The 17,145-nt window shown below is 31.8% G+C and carries 19 protein-coding genes and 1 riboswitch; of the genes, 9 read left to right on the plus strand and 10 right to left on the minus strand.

The features are described from left to right. Positions 1-29: 29 nt before the first annotated feature. A complete protein-coding gene (locus Q4Q40_RS07990; RefSeq protein WP_303301261.1) occupies positions 30-683 on the minus strand; it encodes a TrmH family RNA methyltransferase in 654 nt (217 codons plus the stop codon). 82 nt (positions 684-765) lie between these two features. On the opposite strand from Q4Q40_RS07990, the gene Q4Q40_RS07995 reads away from it, so the two are divergent. Then, entirely contained in the window at positions 766-1,446 is a 681-nt protein-coding gene (locus tag Q4Q40_RS07995) for an SIR2 family NAD-dependent protein deacylase (protein WP_303301262.1), read from the plus strand. Between the two features lie 101 nt (positions 1,447-1,547). On the opposite strand, the gene Q4Q40_RS08000 is transcribed toward Q4Q40_RS07995, so the two are convergent. The 3 genes from Q4Q40_RS08000 to Q4Q40_RS08010 form a co-directional block, all read right to left on the minus strand. Further along, complete coding sequence (locus tag Q4Q40_RS08000; RefSeq protein ID WP_303301263.1) at positions 1,548-1,967, minus strand: cupin domain-containing protein; 420 nt, start codon at positions 1,965-1,967, stop codon at positions 1,548-1,550. A gap of 10 nt (positions 1,968-1,977) precedes the next feature. Beyond that, positions 1,978-3,210, minus strand: coding sequence for a glycosyltransferase (locus tag Q4Q40_RS08005; protein ID WP_303301264.1), 1,233 nt, complete (start codon positions 3,208-3,210; stop codon positions 1,978-1,980). 179 nt (positions 3,211-3,389) lie between these two features. Next, positions 3,390-3,863, minus strand: a complete 474-nt coding sequence (locus tag Q4Q40_RS08010; RefSeq protein ID WP_303301265.1) for a heme-binding domain-containing protein — start codon at positions 3,861-3,863, stop codon at positions 3,390-3,392. 49 nt (positions 3,864-3,912) lie between these two features. On the opposite strand from Q4Q40_RS08010, the gene Q4Q40_RS08015 reads away from it, so the two are divergent. From Q4Q40_RS08015 to Q4Q40_RS08025, 3 genes are all read left to right on the plus strand, one after another. Then, a complete protein-coding gene (locus Q4Q40_RS08015) occupies positions 3,913-4,485 on the plus strand; it encodes a HEAT-like fold family protein (RefSeq protein ID WP_303301266.1) in 573 nt (190 codons plus the stop codon). Between the two features lie 111 nt (positions 4,486-4,596). Continuing rightward, positions 4,597-5,940 (plus strand): adenylosuccinate lyase, encoded by a 1,344-nt coding sequence (purB, locus tag Q4Q40_RS08020; RefSeq protein ID WP_303301267.1) that lies wholly within the window; start codon positions 4,597-4,599, stop codon positions 5,938-5,940. Positions 5,941-5,955: 15 nt separating this feature from the next. Beyond that, positions 5,956-6,180 carry a hypothetical protein gene (locus tag Q4Q40_RS08025; RefSeq protein ID WP_303301268.1) on the plus strand — a complete coding sequence of 75 codons (225 nt, stop codon included), beginning with the start codon at positions 5,956-5,958 and terminating at the stop codon, positions 6,178-6,180. Between the two features lie 531 nt (positions 6,181-6,711). Here the strand turns inward: Q4Q40_RS08025 and Q4Q40_RS08030 are convergent. From Q4Q40_RS08030 to Q4Q40_RS08045, 4 genes are all read right to left on the minus strand, one after another. Next, positions 6,712-7,254 (minus strand): GFO_1091 family lipoprotein, encoded by a 543-nt coding sequence (locus Q4Q40_RS08030; RefSeq protein WP_303301269.1) that lies wholly within the window; start codon positions 7,252-7,254, stop codon positions 6,712-6,714. Between the two features lie 127 nt (positions 7,255-7,381). Beyond that, the gene (locus Q4Q40_RS08035) at positions 7,382-7,942 is read right to left on the minus strand and encodes a GFO_1090 family protein (protein WP_496559856.1); all 561 of its coding nucleotides are present in this window, start codon (positions 7,940-7,942) and stop codon (positions 7,382-7,384) included. A gap of 51 nt (positions 7,943-7,993) precedes the next feature. Continuing rightward, positions 7,994-8,476: a PG0215 family putative anti-sigma factor gene (locus Q4Q40_RS08040; RefSeq protein WP_303301271.1), complete on the minus strand. Its 483-nt coding sequence runs from the start codon at positions 8,474-8,476 to the stop codon at positions 7,994-7,996. Next, positions 8,463-8,972 carry a GFO_1088 family ECF-type sigma factor gene (locus Q4Q40_RS08045; protein WP_303301272.1) on the minus strand — a complete coding sequence of 170 codons (510 nt, stop codon included), beginning with the start codon at positions 8,970-8,972 and terminating at the stop codon, positions 8,463-8,465. The genes Q4Q40_RS08040 and Q4Q40_RS08045 overlap by 14 nt, the downstream gene beginning before the upstream one ends. 315 nt (positions 8,973-9,287) lie before the next feature. Between Q4Q40_RS08045 and Q4Q40_RS08050 the strand changes: the two genes are divergently transcribed. Beyond that, positions 9,288-10,754 (plus strand): GFO_1087 family putative carboxy terminal peptidase, encoded by a 1,467-nt coding sequence (locus tag Q4Q40_RS08050; protein WP_303301273.1) that lies wholly within the window; start codon positions 9,288-9,290, stop codon positions 10,752-10,754. Positions 10,755-10,980: 226 nt separating this feature from the next. Here Q4Q40_RS08050 and Q4Q40_RS08055 read toward each other — a convergent pair whose 3' ends face one another. Continuing rightward, positions 10,981-12,045: a YncE family protein gene (locus Q4Q40_RS08055; RefSeq protein WP_303301274.1), complete on the minus strand. Its 1,065-nt coding sequence runs from the start codon at positions 12,043-12,045 to the stop codon at positions 10,981-10,983. 3 nt (positions 12,046-12,048) lie between these two features. Then, a complete protein-coding gene (locus Q4Q40_RS08060) occupies positions 12,049-13,920 on the minus strand; it encodes a TonB-dependent receptor plug domain-containing protein (RefSeq protein WP_303301275.1) in 1,872 nt (623 codons plus the stop codon). Positions 13,921-13,948: 28 nt separating this feature from the next. Next, a riboswitch (cobalamin riboswitch) is annotated at positions 13,949-14,170 on the minus strand. Positions 14,171-14,256: 86 nt separating this feature from the next. Between Q4Q40_RS08060 and Q4Q40_RS08065 the strand changes: the two genes are divergently transcribed. From Q4Q40_RS08065 to cobC, 4 genes are read left to right on the plus strand one after another with little or no spacing between them, the layout of a single operon-like run. Then, entirely contained in the window at positions 14,257-14,760 is a 504-nt protein-coding gene (locus tag Q4Q40_RS08065) for a bifunctional adenosylcobinamide kinase/adenosylcobinamide-phosphate guanylyltransferase (RefSeq protein ID WP_303301276.1), read from the plus strand. Then, a complete protein-coding gene (cobT, locus tag Q4Q40_RS08070) occupies positions 14,761-15,804 on the plus strand; it encodes a nicotinate-nucleotide--dimethylbenzimidazole phosphoribosyltransferase (protein WP_303301277.1) in 1,044 nt (347 codons plus the stop codon). A 9-nt stretch (positions 15,805-15,813) separates the two neighbouring features. Next, positions 15,814-16,575: an adenosylcobinamide-GDP ribazoletransferase gene (locus Q4Q40_RS08075; protein ID WP_303301278.1), complete on the plus strand. Its 762-nt coding sequence runs from the start codon at positions 15,814-15,816 to the stop codon at positions 16,573-16,575. Continuing rightward, positions 16,560-17,129 (plus strand): alpha-ribazole phosphatase, encoded by a 570-nt coding sequence (gene cobC, locus Q4Q40_RS08080; protein WP_303301279.1) that lies wholly within the window; start codon positions 16,560-16,562, stop codon positions 17,127-17,129. The genes Q4Q40_RS08075 and cobC overlap by 16 nt, the downstream gene beginning before the upstream one ends. The last annotated feature ends 16 nt before the right edge of the window (positions 17,130-17,145 follow it).

Raw genomic sequence — 17,145 nt, forward strand, 5'->3', positions numbered from 1 at the left:
AATTAACGTTTTTAAAAATACAAAAATTATTATTTACTATAAAAACGAGCAACAATCTCATCGTAACTTTTAATTGTTTTTTTGCACCAATCCAAACGTTTTTCTAATACTTCTTGATCTGTTAACTGCCAATCAATAGAAGTTTGTCTCAATTTAGTCGTTACATGTTGTAAAATTATTGCTGCAGATACCGATATATTTAAACTCTCTGTAAAACCAACCATAGGTATTTTTAAATAACTGTCTGCGGCATCTAAAACTTCTTGAGAGAGCCCTTCCGTTTCTCTTCCAAAGAAAAAGCAGGATTTTTTAGTGATATCAAATTCGTGTAATTCACAATCATTTGTATGAGGTGTTGTTGCTACTATTTGGTAGCCTTTTTGTTTTAAATCCGAAATACAATTACCTACCGAATCATATCTATTCAGATCCACCCATTTTTGGGCTCCCATAGCAATTTCTCTATCTATATGTTTTGAGTTTTGCTCTTCAACAATGTTTACTTCTTGTATTCCAAAGACATCACAACTACGTACTACCGCGCTTGTATTGTGTAATTGATAAACATCTTCTGTAGCAACTGTATAATATTTGGTACGCTGTGATAAAACATGATCAAAACGTGTTTTACGGTGCTCGGTTAGGTAGCTTTCTAAATGCTCTAAAAGTTTAGGATCTATCATATTATAATGTAAACACCGAATTTAATAAAAAAGAGTGATTCTTGCTTTGGTAGGAATGACAAATAATAACTATTTTTATGATATGAAAAAACATATTGTTGTACTTACAGGTGCTGGTATAAGTGCCGAAAGCGGTATTAAAACCTTTAGAGATGCTGATGGTTTATGGGAAGGTCATGATGTTATGGAAGTGGCGACACCAGAAGGTTTTAAGGCGAATCCGGCATTGGTTTTAGATTTTTATAACCAACGACGCAGACAGCTCTTGGAAGTAGCTCCTAATACTGCACATTATGATTTAGCTAAACTTGAAAGTAATTTTAAAGTGACCATCATTACTCAAAATGTAGATGATTTACATGAACGTGCTGGAAGCAGCAATGTGATTCATTTACATGGTGAGTTACTAAAGGTAAGAAGTACTTTTGACGAAACCGATATTCAAGAAAGGCAAACCGATATCGTGTTAGGCGATACATGCAAAAAAGGATCACAATTACGCCCTCATATTGTTTGGTTTGGTGAAGATGTGCCTATGATTGAAAAGGCTGTTTCTATTTGCGAGACAGCCGACATTTTAATCATTATTGGCACTTCTATGCAAGTGTATCCCGCTGCAAGTTTGATGCATTATGTCCCCGAAAATACTGCAACTTATTTTATAGATCCGAAACCAAATATTGATAGTAAAAAAAATCTAACTGTTATTGCTGAACCTGCTACCGTTGGAGTTTCTAAAATTTTAGATATACTAAATAAATAATATTTTTTGAATTATTTTTTTAGTTCTAATACCGTTTTATATTTCCCCTGTAGACAGCTATAAATAGCTTATAAAAATACTTTATAAGAAATAAAACTTAACTAATCTTTTTCAATAATCGTAATGGGTAAATCTTCGGTTCCAGCATAAAACACAACAATTTCAGCAGGTTTATTGCCCTCATTAATACCATAATGTACTTTGTTCACCAGCTCCACTATAACATCGCCTGCTTTAAGTTTTAAAACCTTATTATCTATATCTACAACGGTTAATTCTCCTTTTAATAAAATGCCCGAATTAATTACAGGATGGTAATGTTTATGTAATGTCGTTTTAGGAGGAATCGTTATTTTTAAAACCGTAATCTTTGGATTTCCTTCTGGATACTTAGGAAGTGTATCGCCATTCCAACTTTTAGTAGTCTCTGCTAGTTTAACAACTTGGATCTCTGTTATTTTACTAGCACCACAAGACGATAAGATTAACACGAAATTTAAAAGGGTAATTATTCTCTTCATGTTTAATTGATTATTTATTCTTTTCCTCAATCCACTTACTCATAAACTTAGTACTTTGCATATTGTGATGTTGTAGCATTTGCCCCGTAAAGTTGTTAAGCCGATTGTTACTGAGTTCATCGACCATTTGTGTTATTTTATTAGATAGTTCTTTTTGAAAATCTCCTTTGTTAAAGCGTCCATTTATAATCTGAAATCCGTTTTGTTGCTTTTCTTCCCAAAGACTTTTATTTGTATATAAATCAACAGCTCTATTAACAAAATTTTCTGGAGTATCTTCTATAAAACCATTAGGTTCTAAGCTACCAAACATCCCTTCTGCTCCAATAGTAGTCGTTATACATGGCGTGCCATTTTGCATGGCATCTACTAATTTCCCTTTTAAACCCGCTCCAAATCTTATGGGTGCTAAACAAACTCTGGCTTGTTGCATAACATCGTTTACATGTTCTGCAAACCCTTTAATTAGAAAGCCCTCTTTTATATTATGGAGCTGATTGACTTTTTGTGATGCATACGCTCCGTAAACACGTAATTCGGCTTTGGGTAATTGCTTTTTTATTAATGGCCAAATAGTTTCTTTTAAATATAACACCGCGTTATAATTGGGATTATGCAAAAAATTACCAATGGTTATAAAATGTTGCCGATCATCAAAATTTAAAAGTTTTTCGGTAGCTTCTCCCGAAACACCATCTAACATAAAGGGCAAATAATGTAATAAGGCGTCATCTACTTTAAACTCCTTTTTAAGAATATCCATTTCGGCTTCAGAAATAATTAAACTTAAATCACTTCTATAAATACTTGCTATTTCTCGCTTTGCGGTATCATTGAATAAATAAGACCTATCAAACGTTTTGTCATCTTTAAAAGCTTGGTGCCTTCCCTTTCGTAAACAATGCAAATCTTCGGTATCTATAATTCTCAAAGCTTTCGGACAGTGTTCTGTAACCCGCCAGCCAAATTGTTCTTCCATCATAAAACGATCAAATAAAACAATATCTGGATGCAGTTCTTTTATAAAAATATCGAAACTAGCATGATTTAATTCGATGGGAATTTGATCGATTTCAATAGTACTTAAATCAAAAGCATTATCACTTTTAGCACAAGGGCTAGAAAATGTTATTTGATAATTCTGAGTTTGAAAAAACCGAATTAACTGCATCATCCTACTACCCGCCGCAGAACTTTTGGGCTCAGGCCATACAAAGCCTATTATTAAAAGTTTTTTTACCACTAATTCATGAATATATTTATTTTATTAAGCCCCTTCAATCCCATAATTTATTTAAAACAATAACCTTCTAAACACTGCCTACTGCTACTGAACACTGCCTACCGAACACTGAACACTGAACACTGAACACCGAACACTGAATACTGCCTACTAAACACCGAACGCCAATAAAGACAAACTCACTCAGGCTTAGCCTCCAAACTATATTTAAAACGGACTTGTTTTGCCCAATCTGTTACAGCAGCTATTTGTTTATCTGTAAGTTTAGCTTCGGTATGCGTCCAGGTATATGAATTTAGAGGCATACTTTTATCCTCAATCATTTCTATAAGTTCTTCAAATTTATGATCTTTTCGCTTTATCGAATTCCCATCCCACTTAGATACATTAAAGTGTTTTTTTCCATGTTTTATATGGTCTGCCAACCAATAATTTACAGGAGTAATATGGTTATACCACGGATATCTGGTAACATTGCTATGGCAATCAAAGCAGCTCTCTTCTAAAATAACTTTAACAGCTTCTGGCGGATTCGTTTCATTAAAAAAGGCATTTATTGATGCTAAATCCCCTTCATTCTTTTCAGGACCAAAAAATTGAGCGACAACAAATACAATTAATAAAAACAGAAATACTTTTTTTACTATATTCATTTTTTTAAAATTTTGATATAAATTTACTTTTACAAAATATAAAAATCATTTGACAACTACACAACTTTATCAAGAATTAAACTATGTAAACCACTCTCGTGAAAAACGGTTGTATTATGCAAATTTAGTTATTAATAACCCTAATCTAGTACCTAAATTATTAGATATTCTGTTTACTGTAGATGATAAAATTTCGCCCAGAGCGGCATGGGTTTTTGAATTTATGTGTAGTAAAGATATTGAGACTATTATTCCGTATTTAGATACTTTTACCGAAAACATACATAAAGTTCATATAGATTCTGCTGTGCGCCCTGTTATCAAAATTTGCGAATTACTGGCCAAAGCATATACCTCTAAAACCGACAATAAGATAAAAAAGGCCTTAAATGCGGTACATAAAGAACGTATTATTGAAACCTGCTTTGATCATATGATCAATAATGGCAAAGTAGCTCCTAAAGCATACGGCATGACAACGCTTTATTTGCTTGGAAAATCGTACGATTGGGTATATCCAGAGCTCGTTCTTATTCTAGAACGCGATTTCCAAATACAAAGTGCTGCTTTTAAAGCCAGAGCTAAACAAATTCTTAAAAAAATAAAAAAAGTACGAAGCTAAAAGCATCAGTTAATTACGATTACGGAGTAATATTTTCACCAAAATTCTGTCTTCCTCCCTTCTCTTCTGTCTAAAAAAACTATCTTTGCAACTTCAAAAAAACATACGAAAATGTCATTATCATCATTAAATGCTATCTCTCCAATTGATGGGCGATATAGAAGTAAAGTTAACGAATTAGCACCTTATTTTTCTGAAGAAGCTCTTATAAAATATCGTGTTTTAGTTGAAATTGAATATTTTATTGCGCTTTGTGAAATTCCGCTACCTCAACTTAAGCATATTGATTCTAATATTTTTGATGATCTAAGAAACATCTATAAAGATTTCTCTGAAGATGATGCTTTAGCCATAAAGAAAATTGAAGGCATTACAAACCATGATGTTAAAGCTGTTGAATATTTTATAAAAGAAAAATTTGATGCTTTAAATTTATCGGAGTTTAAAGAATTTATTCACTTCGGATTAACTTCACAAGACATTAATAATACGGCTATTCCTTTAAGTATTAAGGAAGCAATGAACGGTGCTTATGTTCCTGAATATTTTAATGTTTTAAATAGATTAAAAGTTTTATCAAATGATTGGGCATCCATCTCAATGCTTGCTAGAACGCACGGACAGCCTGCCTCTCCTACTCGTTTAGGAAAAGAAATTGCTGTTTTTGTAAAACGCTTAGAAGAACAATTTAATTTATTAAATGATATTCCTAGTGCTGCAAAATTTGGTGGTGCTACAGGTAATTTTAATGCACATCATGTGGCATATCCTAATATAGATTGGAAAGCCTTTGGTTCTAAATTTGTACAAGAAAAACTTGGTTTACACCATTCGTTTCCAACAACTCAAATCGAGCATTACGACCACATGGCTGCATTGTTTGATACTTTAAAACGTATAAACACCATTTTAATTGATCTGGATAAAGATATTTGGACTTACGTTTCGATGGATTATTTCAAACAAAAGATTAAAGCGGGTGAAGTTGGTAGTTCTGCAATGCCTCATAAAGTAAACCCTATTGATTTTGAAAATAGTGAAGGTAATTTAGGTATTGCTAATGCTGTTTTCGAACATTTATCGGCAAAACTGCCTGTTTCCAGATTACAACGCGATTTAACAGATAGTACGGTGTTACGTAATGTTGGGGTTCCTTTTGGACATACACTTATTGGTTTTAAATCTATTTTGAAAGGACTTGATAAATTACTTTTAAATGAATCTAAATTTGCTGAAGACTTAGAAAACAACTGGGCTGTTGTTGCTGAGGCCATTCAAACCATTCTACGTCGTGAGGCATACCCTAATCCTTATGAAGCATTAAAAGGGTTAACAAGAACGAATGAAGAAATTAATCAAAACTCTATTTCTAACTTTATTGACACTTTAGAGGTATCAAACACAATAAAAGAAGAATTAAAGCGTATTACACCTAGCAATTATACAGGAATCTAAAATTAAATAATGCTTATGCTGTTAACCAACAAACAATCTTTAATACTTTGTGGTCTTATGGCTGGCGGTATTTTTGTTGGTGGCATTTTAGATATCTTGAATAATTTTATTGTTTTAACAATTCTTACCATCGTATTCTTAACAATTATTCTTAATCTGTTTTATTTCATATTGAATTCAAAAGAAGAAATAGAGATAAAAATAGAAGAAGAGGCAGAAAATAAAAATGATTCGAAATAAAAAAAAGCTGAATTCTAAGTTAAAAACCAAGTAATTCAGTCAAAAAAATGAAGGTCTTTCAATAAAAAGAAAGACCTTTTTTATTTGTAATCTAATTTCAGAAAAGGTTGCTGTCTAAAAAAAGATGAACTTTGTCATTCAGAGCGCAGCGAAGAATCTTTATAATTAATCTCTAAAGATTCTTCAGTCGTAAGCTTCGCTTATATCTTCAAACAAAATATATTTTGTTTTCGATAGCCTTCTGAATGACATAGCGACTCCTTTTTGTTCAAAGGTTTGTGTCATCCTATGTTTGCAAAAGTTAGTGTCATTCTGAGCAAAACGAAGAATCTTAAAAATAAAGTATTAAATTTCATGAGATCCTTCAGTCGTAAACTTCGCTTACATAGATAGCGACTCTGTTACATCTCAGAATGTTTTTAGACTCTTTCTTGTCCCCGCACTTACGAGCATTACAATCCTTAAATTAAAAGAAACTTCTATAAAAAATTAAGGAGCACACTTTTAATAATTAACATGACTATATATAAATTATTTAAAGAAATTCATAAGGTCTTTTACCTGACTTTCGTCAATATTGGCAGTTTGTAGAGCGGTAAATAGAATTGTCATCTTATCTGGACTCATATCATCACCCAATACACGAATTATACCAAATCCTAATTCCTTGGAACTTCCAAAAACAACCACTTCATCAGCTTCATCATCTGTACCAATATACTTTACAATAACTTTCCTTCCTTTATCGCTAAATTCCAAAAGGTCATTATATTTACTATCACTCAAAATAGTTTTAACTTTTGCTAATTCCACTTGATAGGTCTCTGTATCTGCTTCAGTAGTTTTATAACCTAAAAAATTTAATCGTCTTACAGAATTGAAAGCTTCATTTTGCTCTTCTGTAAAATTAGATTTGTCCAATTTCACCATAGATATAGGTATATCTTGTGATATAAAATTGTTTGATTCTTGATTATCGACAAAATAGTGTTGCAGGCTTGCTCCATTTCCACAGCTTACCAAAATAACAGCTATAAATAAAATGTAAAAAATATGTTTGATTGTTCGTTTCATCTGTTAATGTTTATTTGTTATTTTTCTCAGGAGTTTCCTGTTGCCAGATGTCATTCGCATATCTAAAAACTTCGGTAATTATTGAAATTTCTAGATATGCTCATTTCATGATTGATGAATGTTTTTGTTATTTCTTATTTTCTAAATGTTTCCCTCCTGGGATATTCATTTTATCGGTAAGTTTAGAGATTTCGTTTAAGTCTATATCTCCCGTAAGCGATACAACAACTGTTTCAATTTTTCTTTTTTCACCATTAATTTCAATGCCTTCTCCTTTCATAGCTCTATCAACACCATTTACAAAAATTAAAAGTTCTTTTACATGGTCTGCATCTTTACCTTCTTTTACATAAAATTTCACTTCGGTACCATCATCTTTCACTTCCATTAATTCTTCTAAAGCGCTTGAGCGAGATTTTACCCATTTTGTAATGTCTCCAGAAATAGTTTTGTTGTCTGTCACAATTGTTTTAAAACTGGTAATACTTTTTACCATATCCATATAAGCTTTTGCTTCAGCATCTTCTACATTAATACCCATTTTAGCTATCATTTGAAACATTTTCGGCTTAATGGATACATAAGTAACATCGGCATTATCGCTGTATTTATCAAAAATATTTTGCGCCATTCCTGTTAATGGTAATAACATTAATGCTGTTATAAATACAATTATTTTTTTATTCATCTTTTTCTTATTAAAATTTATTATCGTTTTCATTTTTTCGTTTTTTAATTGTTAATTCTTAAAAATTATACTTGTTGTATTCTCAATTTCATTAAGATACCCTAGTGTAGCTGTACCTTTGTTTACTTCGTTTAGATAATTTACAGTAGAAGCTCCTTTATTAAAATGACTTGAGATCATAGCTAACGACCTTGTTACTTCGTTAAGCGCTTGTTCAGGTTCACAAAATGTACCTAACAAATCTTCTTCACAAGAATTGTCTGGTTGATTAAAATAAAACCCTAACATAAGAACAGCTACCGCAGCAACAGAAATCCATTTGTAATTAAAAGTACGTTTAGTTTTTAATGGAATGTCTTTAGTAAATTGTTCTTGTTTGTTTACTAAAAAATACGCAAACATAGGCTTATACACTTCTAAATGTGGCGCTACAGTTTCTTGTGAGAAATAGTGTTTTAACTGCTGCTCTTCTTTTAGCGTTGTTTCACCGTTCTCGTACTTTTCTAGTAATTTTTCTATATTATTTAACACCATAATTATGTGTATTAGTTAATTTCTCTCTTATTGTTTTTCTTGCTCTCGATAAGTTTACACGTACTGCTGTATTATTCATATCCAGCATTTTTGCAATCTCATCAAAATCGTATTCTTCTATATCTCGTAATTGAATAATCATTTTCTGTTGTTCGGGCAATTCCTCAATAATTTTTGAAACCCAATCGACGCTATCATTTAATTCAATTTGCTTTTGTAATGGTGTGTTACCATCTTCATAATTACTATGTACAATTTTTAAATTTTGAGCTTGTTTAGATTTTAATTTATCAAAACAAAAATTCTTTGTCATTGTCATAGAAAAGGCTTCTACATTTTTATATTCTTGTATTTTCTTTTTATTATTCCATAATCTCAACAAGACCTCTTGCGTGGCATCCTCGGCTTCCTCTCTAGATACCAGTAATCGTTTTGCTAAACGAAAAACTTTATCTTTAAAAGGCATTACAATATTTAAAAACTCTATTTGAGTCATTGTATTGGTTTGGTTTAGTTAGCTCCTTTGTCTTTAATACATTTTCCCAAAGGAGAAAATTGCTTTATTATGGCTATTTGATATTACGACGAACAACAATATATTTTGTTACAGCAAAAAATAAATCTTTTTTAAATTAGGCTATTCTTATTCTTTTTATCAATGGTATATACGATAAAACGGGTACTTTCCTCCTAAGAATAGCAACTTAAATGCTGTCTCCAATTAATTATTTGAGGCCATATTATTTTTTTAATATAAAATAATGTAAGTAAATTTAGAGTTTTAAAGACTAAACGTTTATAAAAAACAGCTATGAAATATTTTAAACCCCAAATTTTACTGCTTATCCTTACCTTTTTAGCAACAAGTTGTTTCCAGGATGATGATGATATTGTAGTTTCTTCGAGTGACATAAATGATTTTGTATGGAAAGGTATGAACTCCTGGTACAATTGGCAATCTCAAGTACCTGACTTATCTGACTCAAAAGATGATAACTTAGCAGAATACAACGCGTATTTAAGCCAAGGTCAGTTTGCAAATCCAGAAAATCTTTTTAATAGCCTTGTGTACCAAACTGGTACTGTTGATAGGTTTTCTTGGTTTATAGAGGACTATATAGTACAAGAACAACAATTTCAAGGTATTTCAAAATCTCATGGTATTCAATATGGACTTGTTCAAACAAATAGTGATGATGTGGTTTTATATGTAAGATACGTCGCCGATGATTCTCCAGCCAGCAATGCTAATATTAAAAGAGGTGATATCATTAATGCTGTTGATGGCACTATTTTAAATATTAGTAATTATAAAAGTGTGCTAGGTAATTTGTCGAATGAAACAATAAAACTATCCTTTGTTTCTGAAAACGGAGGTATTTTAACACCTATTGAGGACAAAACCATCACATCTGTTGTGTTATCTGAAAACCCAGTATACTTAACAAAAGTCTTTGACGATATTGATGGTAAAAAAGTTGGTTATTTAGTTTATAACGGATTTAGATCATCTTATAATGATGAATTAAATGCTGCTTTTTCATTTTTTAAAAGTGAAAACATAGACGAACTCATATTAGATCTAAGAATTAATGGAGGTGGATCTGTACCTACATCTGCATATTTAGCGAGTATGATATATGCTGGTGCTGGGTTAGAAAAATTTGCCGATTTAAAATTTAATTCAAAGCATGACAATGAAGATGGTTTTTATACCTTTCAAAATACGTTAGATGTATATGATACAAATAATAACAAGACTGGTGAAGAAACTATTAATAGATTAAATACAATTAATAATTTATATGTCTTAGCATCATATAGTACAGCTTCTGCAAGTGAAATGGTTATAAACGGATTGAAACCGTTTATCCCTGTGAAAGTAATTGGAACCACAACATATGGTAAAAATGTTGGATCTATTACTTTGTATGATTCTCCTTTAACTGATTTTCAAGATAGAAGCTCTGCCAATGCTGGTCACTTAAATGCTATGCAGCCCATTGTTTTTCAAATATTTAATAAAAATGGCGAAAGTGATTATACGCAAGGTTTCCCTCCAGATATCGAAGTAACAGAACACCAATATTTGAACAACATACTACCATTTGGTGACGAAAATGAAATTGTTTTAAAAGCAGCCCTTGATGATATAAGAGGAATAACCATAAAAAGTATTGCTACTAAAAAGAGCTCCTCATTCACAAAAGAACTAGATATTAGTTTCCTTGATAAGAAATTTGAAAAGGAAATGTACATAGAAAATCATACGAAGTAGCATTTCAATTATTCTTGATATATGGCTATATAAAATGGGTTATCTAAAAACCTAGTTTTTGTCAACTAACATTAACTGGGTTTTTATTGAAATTGTCATTCCCGTGAAATCGCAAGATTCATAAATTACTTATTATAAAAAATAGTACATAATGAATAAAACAGGAATCTAAAAAATGCCGCCAAAAAAAGTAGCGGCATTTTATAAAGTAGTTAAGTGACTGAATTTAATTAAAATAAATTTTAGAAGCTCCTAAAGCTACAGATTTTGTATCTAACTTATCTTTTGTTGTTAAATCATAAATATTCAGCTCACTTAAATCTGAAAAACTGGAATCTAATAAATAGGCTTTACCATCTTTAACTTCCATCCCATATAAATAGCCTTGAGGTTCAAATATTGATGTTGATGGTAACGCCGTTGCATTTTCATCAATCATATACACCTCATTATTTATATCGTAATATAACGCTCCATTATCTAATACTAATAGAGATGGATGCTCTCCTGTGGCAAATGTTAAGGATGAAATTTCTAAATTAGTTGACACATCAATTTTTCTGATCGATGCTTCGGTCTCACCATTAGCAGTCCAAGATTCATTTCCACCACATAGAACGATTAATTCTCCTTGATCATTAACAAATATTTCATCTGGCTTATAACCTACAGTAATTTCTTCAATACTATTATCTGAAAGATCTATTACAGATACAACATTATTTGTTGAAAAAGCACCTTTATGAGATACATATAATTTACCGTTATTTTCAATAATCCTTTCAGGACCAATGGCTACATCTATTTTTTCTTCAACAGTATAAGTGTCTAAATTAATAACTGTTATAAAATCATCATCTATATCTGTAGTGTAATCTCCTTTACCCCAATTTGTCACATAACCTTTGTTTCCTACAACTGCCATATATCTTGGAACTTCTAAACCTGATGTAATAGTAGCTTTTTCTTCAAAAGTATATCTATCAACAACAGTAACTGAGTTGGCATTATCTACAATAATAAAAGCCCTATCATCATCAAAAGCCATGGATTGTAAATAAATACCCAATTCGGTAGTATTTACTTTTTTATAAATAAGATTTTCGGTTGTTGTCAAATCATTTGAAACGAAAGATACAGAGCCTGTACCTGCTCCACTTCCTTCTCCGCTAATTAAGAGGCCATTTTCGTAATCTCCTTTAGGTAATTGTGGTGAATCATCATCACTACAGGATGCTAAAAATAATACACTTAAAATAAAGACTTTTGATATTAATTTATTAGTTTTCATTAATTAGAATTTATAGTTTATATTAAAATTAAAATTTCTATTGGGCATAGGTCTTCTAGGTCGTACCACATAATATTTGTTAAATACGTTATTTATTTTAAGACCTATTGTTAATTGTTTATTCTGAAGATTTAAAAGTTTATAGTCCAATCCTGTATTGGCTACAAAGTAATACGGTATAACAAAATCGTTAGAATTGCTTTCTGTGGTATACACTTTACCATTAAATAATTGCTGATAAAAAAAGCTAAATCGTTTATAAGTATATCCCAGACTACTGTTAAGCAAATGTTTAGGCACAAAAATAAGTTGTTTATCTGTCGCTTTATTTGTGGCTACAGTATAACTATAATTCGCGTTAAACGTTACAGTATGTTTATTAAAGGTTTTGTTAAATGACAAAGACATTTCTAAACCTTTATTATTCACTTCTGATAAATTTATTGGCACCCAAACGCTTGGCCTGTCTGGGTCTCCACCTGGCGTCCAAACTATTTTATCTTTAGCAGCTATGTAAAATATTCCTATATCAATTAAAATTTGATTGTTCTTATAACCAAATCCAAATTCTCCTTGTAAAGCTGTTTCGGGTATTAAATCTAAATTCCCTTGTCCTGGCCAAAACAAATCATTGTAAGTTGGCACACGATAGTTTTTAGAACCATTCGCTCTAAAAAATAAATTCCTTATTCGTTTTACTTTTACTCCCAAAGCATAAGTAAATGGAACATCATAATCTGAATTAAAATCTTTTCTAAGCTTAGCATCAAAAGACACGAAACTATTGACCTTCTGATTATAAATTAAAGATTGGGAAAACTGTTTTCTATTTCTCTCTGCGATTTGATCTGTTTTTCCAAAAGCAGATTCATACTCCGAATAAGAAGTTATACTTGCTTTTAGTTTTGGAAAACTATAAGAAACATTATAGTTAGCGAGATAACGTTTGGATTTCCCGAAGTTAAATGTACTTATAGTTCTATCTTCAAAATAGCGGTATTCCTGGGTTAAAAAGGCAAGCTTTGCTTCATGGTTTAACCTTGACTTTTCATGTGTATAAATCAATAAGTTTCTATGGCTAAAATCTTGATATTTCTCATTAGCTGTTAATGGGTTTGGTAGTTCGCCAGAAAAGAACCTTTTTCCAAAATAATTAGCCCCATAAAATTTTAATTTAGAAAACTTTGTTAGCGAATAAGCAGCACTCACATTAAATCCATAATTTTCGTAAGCACCATTTGTATTTTTAAAGTCTGTATTTAAAAACTTATAATCGTTTTCAGACTGGTTATAAGAAACCCCAGCATTAATAGCCAATTTAGAATTTGATAGTTTAAATTTATATACCCCTCTATAGGTTTCAAAACTACCAACCGAACTTACAAATTGGTTTTTAATTTGCTCCGTATTTGTAAATTGTAAATTATCGTTTAAATGAATGGTTCCTCCTACTGCTCCAGAGCCATATTCTAAGCTTCCTCCCCCACTTCTTATATCTATGTTATCAAACAGGCTAACTGTAAATGAATTAAATCCAGCTTCCCCATTATTAATAGAATTAATATTAATACCATTCCAAATAACAGCCGTATTTGATGCACTAGTTCCCCTAAAACTCGCAGAACTTGTTCCGCCTGCGCCATACTCTTTTAAATATAATGGAGAATTAAATCGCAATAAGGAAGTAAACGATTCTGTGTTTCTAACTATAACGGAGTCACTTAAAGTAGAGACCTTATAGCCTACAGAATGCTTACTCAACTTTTTATCAGCCTGAATAACAACCTCCTCTAACCGATTTACCAAACTATCGTTTTGAGTAAAGCAACTAAAACAAGTAATATATAATACTGATGCAATTAGTGTCTGCTTCATATCTAACTTTTATCCCGAAAGTTTATACTTATTCGTTTTGAAAATGGCAGGTCTCCTGACTTGTCTTTATGTTATTACACCTTCCCAGTGATAAACCAGTGGTTTTAGTAGTTAATAACATACCTCTATGAGGCCTGAGATTAGCTCAGTTTAAACTTACAGTTGCGGGAACAGTTCTGGTTTCTCACCAGATTCCCTTTTAATCCGTTCAAAATTAGTATTGAACGGAACCAAAATTCGCTGCAAATGTACTACCAATTTTTATAATCAAAACTATTTTATTGTGTTATTCTTTAAAAAAAGAATAATCTTTGTTCTTTTAAATTAATTACAAAAATGATTTATTATATAACAGGAGGGGAACGCTCTGGAAAAAGTAGTTACGCTCAAAATTTAGCGCTATCATTTTCAAATAAACCCAAGTATATAGCTACATCTCGCGTTTGGGACGATGATCATAGAAAACGTATTGATAGGCATATTGCAGATAGAGATAAAAGATGGACCTCTATTGAAGAAGAAAAAGTCCTTTCTAAAACGATAAATCCAAAAGATGTCGTAGTAATTGATTGTGTAACGCTATGGCTCACAAACTTCTATGTAGACACAAAAAATGATGTTGATAAAAGCCTAGAATTAGCTAAAATTGAATTTGATAAACTACTCGGTATTGATGCTACAATCATTATAATTTCTAATGAAATTGGTATGGGAGTACATGCCCAAACTGAAATAGGCAGAAAATTCACAGAACTTCAAGGCTGGATGAATCAACATATAGCTAAACATGCAGATAAAGCAACTTTAATGGTATCTGGAATACCTGTAAAAATTAAATAAATGACCTACCTTATAGAATCTATCTCAAATCCTGAATTAGAGACCAAACTTAAAAACAAAATAAACTTAAAAACAAAGCCCATTGGTGCTTTGGGTGAACTTGAGCGTATCGCTTTTCAAATTGGGTGTATCCAGCAAACCGAAAACCCAAAAATAGAAAACCCTACTATTGTTATATTTGCAGGCGATCATGGTATTGCTACTAAAGGCGAAGTAAACCCCTTTCCTCAGGAAGTAACTTCTCAGATGGTTTATAACTTCGTTAATGGTGGAGCTGCAATAAATATCTTTAGCAATACTAATAATCTAAACTTAAAAATAGTTGATGCTGGCGTAAACCATAAGTTTCCTGAAGACCTTGATATTATTAATGCAAAAATTGATTTTGGTACCAAAAACTATCAAGACACTCCTGCCATGACATTAGAGCAATGCAATAAGGCTTTTAATAAAAGTGGTGACATTATTTCTAAACTTAAAAAGGAAGGCACAAATACCATTGGCTTTGGAGAAATGGGTATTAGCAACACCTCCTCTGCCACTTTACTTATGGCCTATTTTACAGAAATGCCTATATCTGCATGTGTAGGTTCGGGCACAGGATTAAATAGTGAAGGCATTAGCAAAAAACAACATATCTTATCTGAAGTATATAATAAATACAATCCGCAAAATGCTACAGAAGCCATGTGTACTTTTGGTGGTTTTGAAATAGCCATGTTAACGGGTGCCATTTTAAAAGCAGTGGAACTAAAAATGGTTGTAATCATTGACGGTTTTATAGTAACTGCTGCCCTATTAACTGCTTTGTCAATTAACCCAAATGTTTTGGAGTATTGCATATTTGCTCATAATTCAAATGAAAAAGGGCACACAAAGATGCTGGAGTTTTTAAATGCAAAGCCCCTGTTATCCTTAGACCTGAGATTAGGAGAAGGAACAGGTGCTGCACTAGCAATACCTCTAATTCAGGCTTCAGTGAATTTTTTAAATGATATGGCAAGTTTTGATACTGCTGGGGTAAGTGGTGAAACCAAAGATTAATATAAACTCATGAAAAAAGAAGTTCAAATTTTCTTAACAGCCATCATGTTTTTCACAAGGATTCCTTGTCCGAAATGGGTCGATCATAATCCCGAATACCTTTCTAAAAGTGCTAAATACTTTTCACTGGTTGGTATTGTTGTTGGTAGTATTGGAGCATTCGTTTTTTATGGATTTTCGTTTATTCTTCCTACCGAAATAGCAATCTTATTAAGTATGGCTGCTACGATCTATACAACAGGAGCATTTCATGAAGATGGTTTCGCAGATGTTTGCGACGGACTTGGAGGTGGATGGACTAAAGAAAAAATTCTTCTCATTATGAAGGATTCCCGTCTAGGCACCTATGGTGTAACAGGATTAATTTTAATTCTAGCCATTAAATTTTCAGCATTAAGAGACGTGTCGTTTCATTTTATTCCTATTACAATTATTGCAGGACATAGTTTAAGCCGATTTATAGCAACCACATTAATTTACACGCATCCATATGTTCGCGATACCGAAGACAGCAAAGCAAAACCAGCTGCAAAAAGTATTACTGTAGGTACGTTACTTCTTAGTGGTGTTTTTGGAATAACCCCCTTATTCTTTTTTGGTAAGCCTTTTATATTTTTAACCATTATTCCATGTTATTTAGCAAAAGTCTATCTGGGTATTAAATTCAAAAAATGGTTGGGTGGACAAACAGGAGATTGTGCTGGAGCAGTTCAACAATTAAGTGAAGTTGTATTTTATTTGAGCGTGATCGCATTATGGAAATTTATATAATTAGGCATACAACACCAGACATTGAAAAAGGGATTTGCTACGGACAAACCGATTTGGGTTTAGTTGATACCTTTTCTGAAGAATTTAAAACCATAAAACAACAAATTCCCAACAACAGAGATTACCTAATAAAGAGTAGTCCATTAAAACGATGCGCATTGTTAGCAAACCACCTGGGGTCACATGTACTTTTTGATGATCGTTTAAAAGAACTTGATTTTGGAGATTGGGAAATGAAACCATGGAATACTATTCCCGAAGAGACATTAAACCCCTGGATGAAAGACTTTGTAAACACTACTGTTCCCAATGGAGAGTCTTATATCGATTTAGCCTCTAGAATCAATAATTTCTTTGAAGAAATATACCATTTACATGACGATAAAAATCTAATAATTGTAACACATGCTGGTCCTATGAGAGCTTATCTTGCATCTGTTTTAAATATTCCGTTAGAAAAATCATTTAATATTAAAATTCAATATGGAGATGTGTTTCATCTTAGGAAAGAAAAAGATGAACTGAAACTTATTTCAGAAATTGAATCAACATAAATTCAATTTAAGTGAT

The organism is Flavivirga jejuensis (assembly GCF_030540765.1).
GTDB lineage: Bacteria > Bacteroidota > Bacteroidia > Flavobacteriales > Flavobacteriaceae > Flavivirga > Flavivirga jejuensis.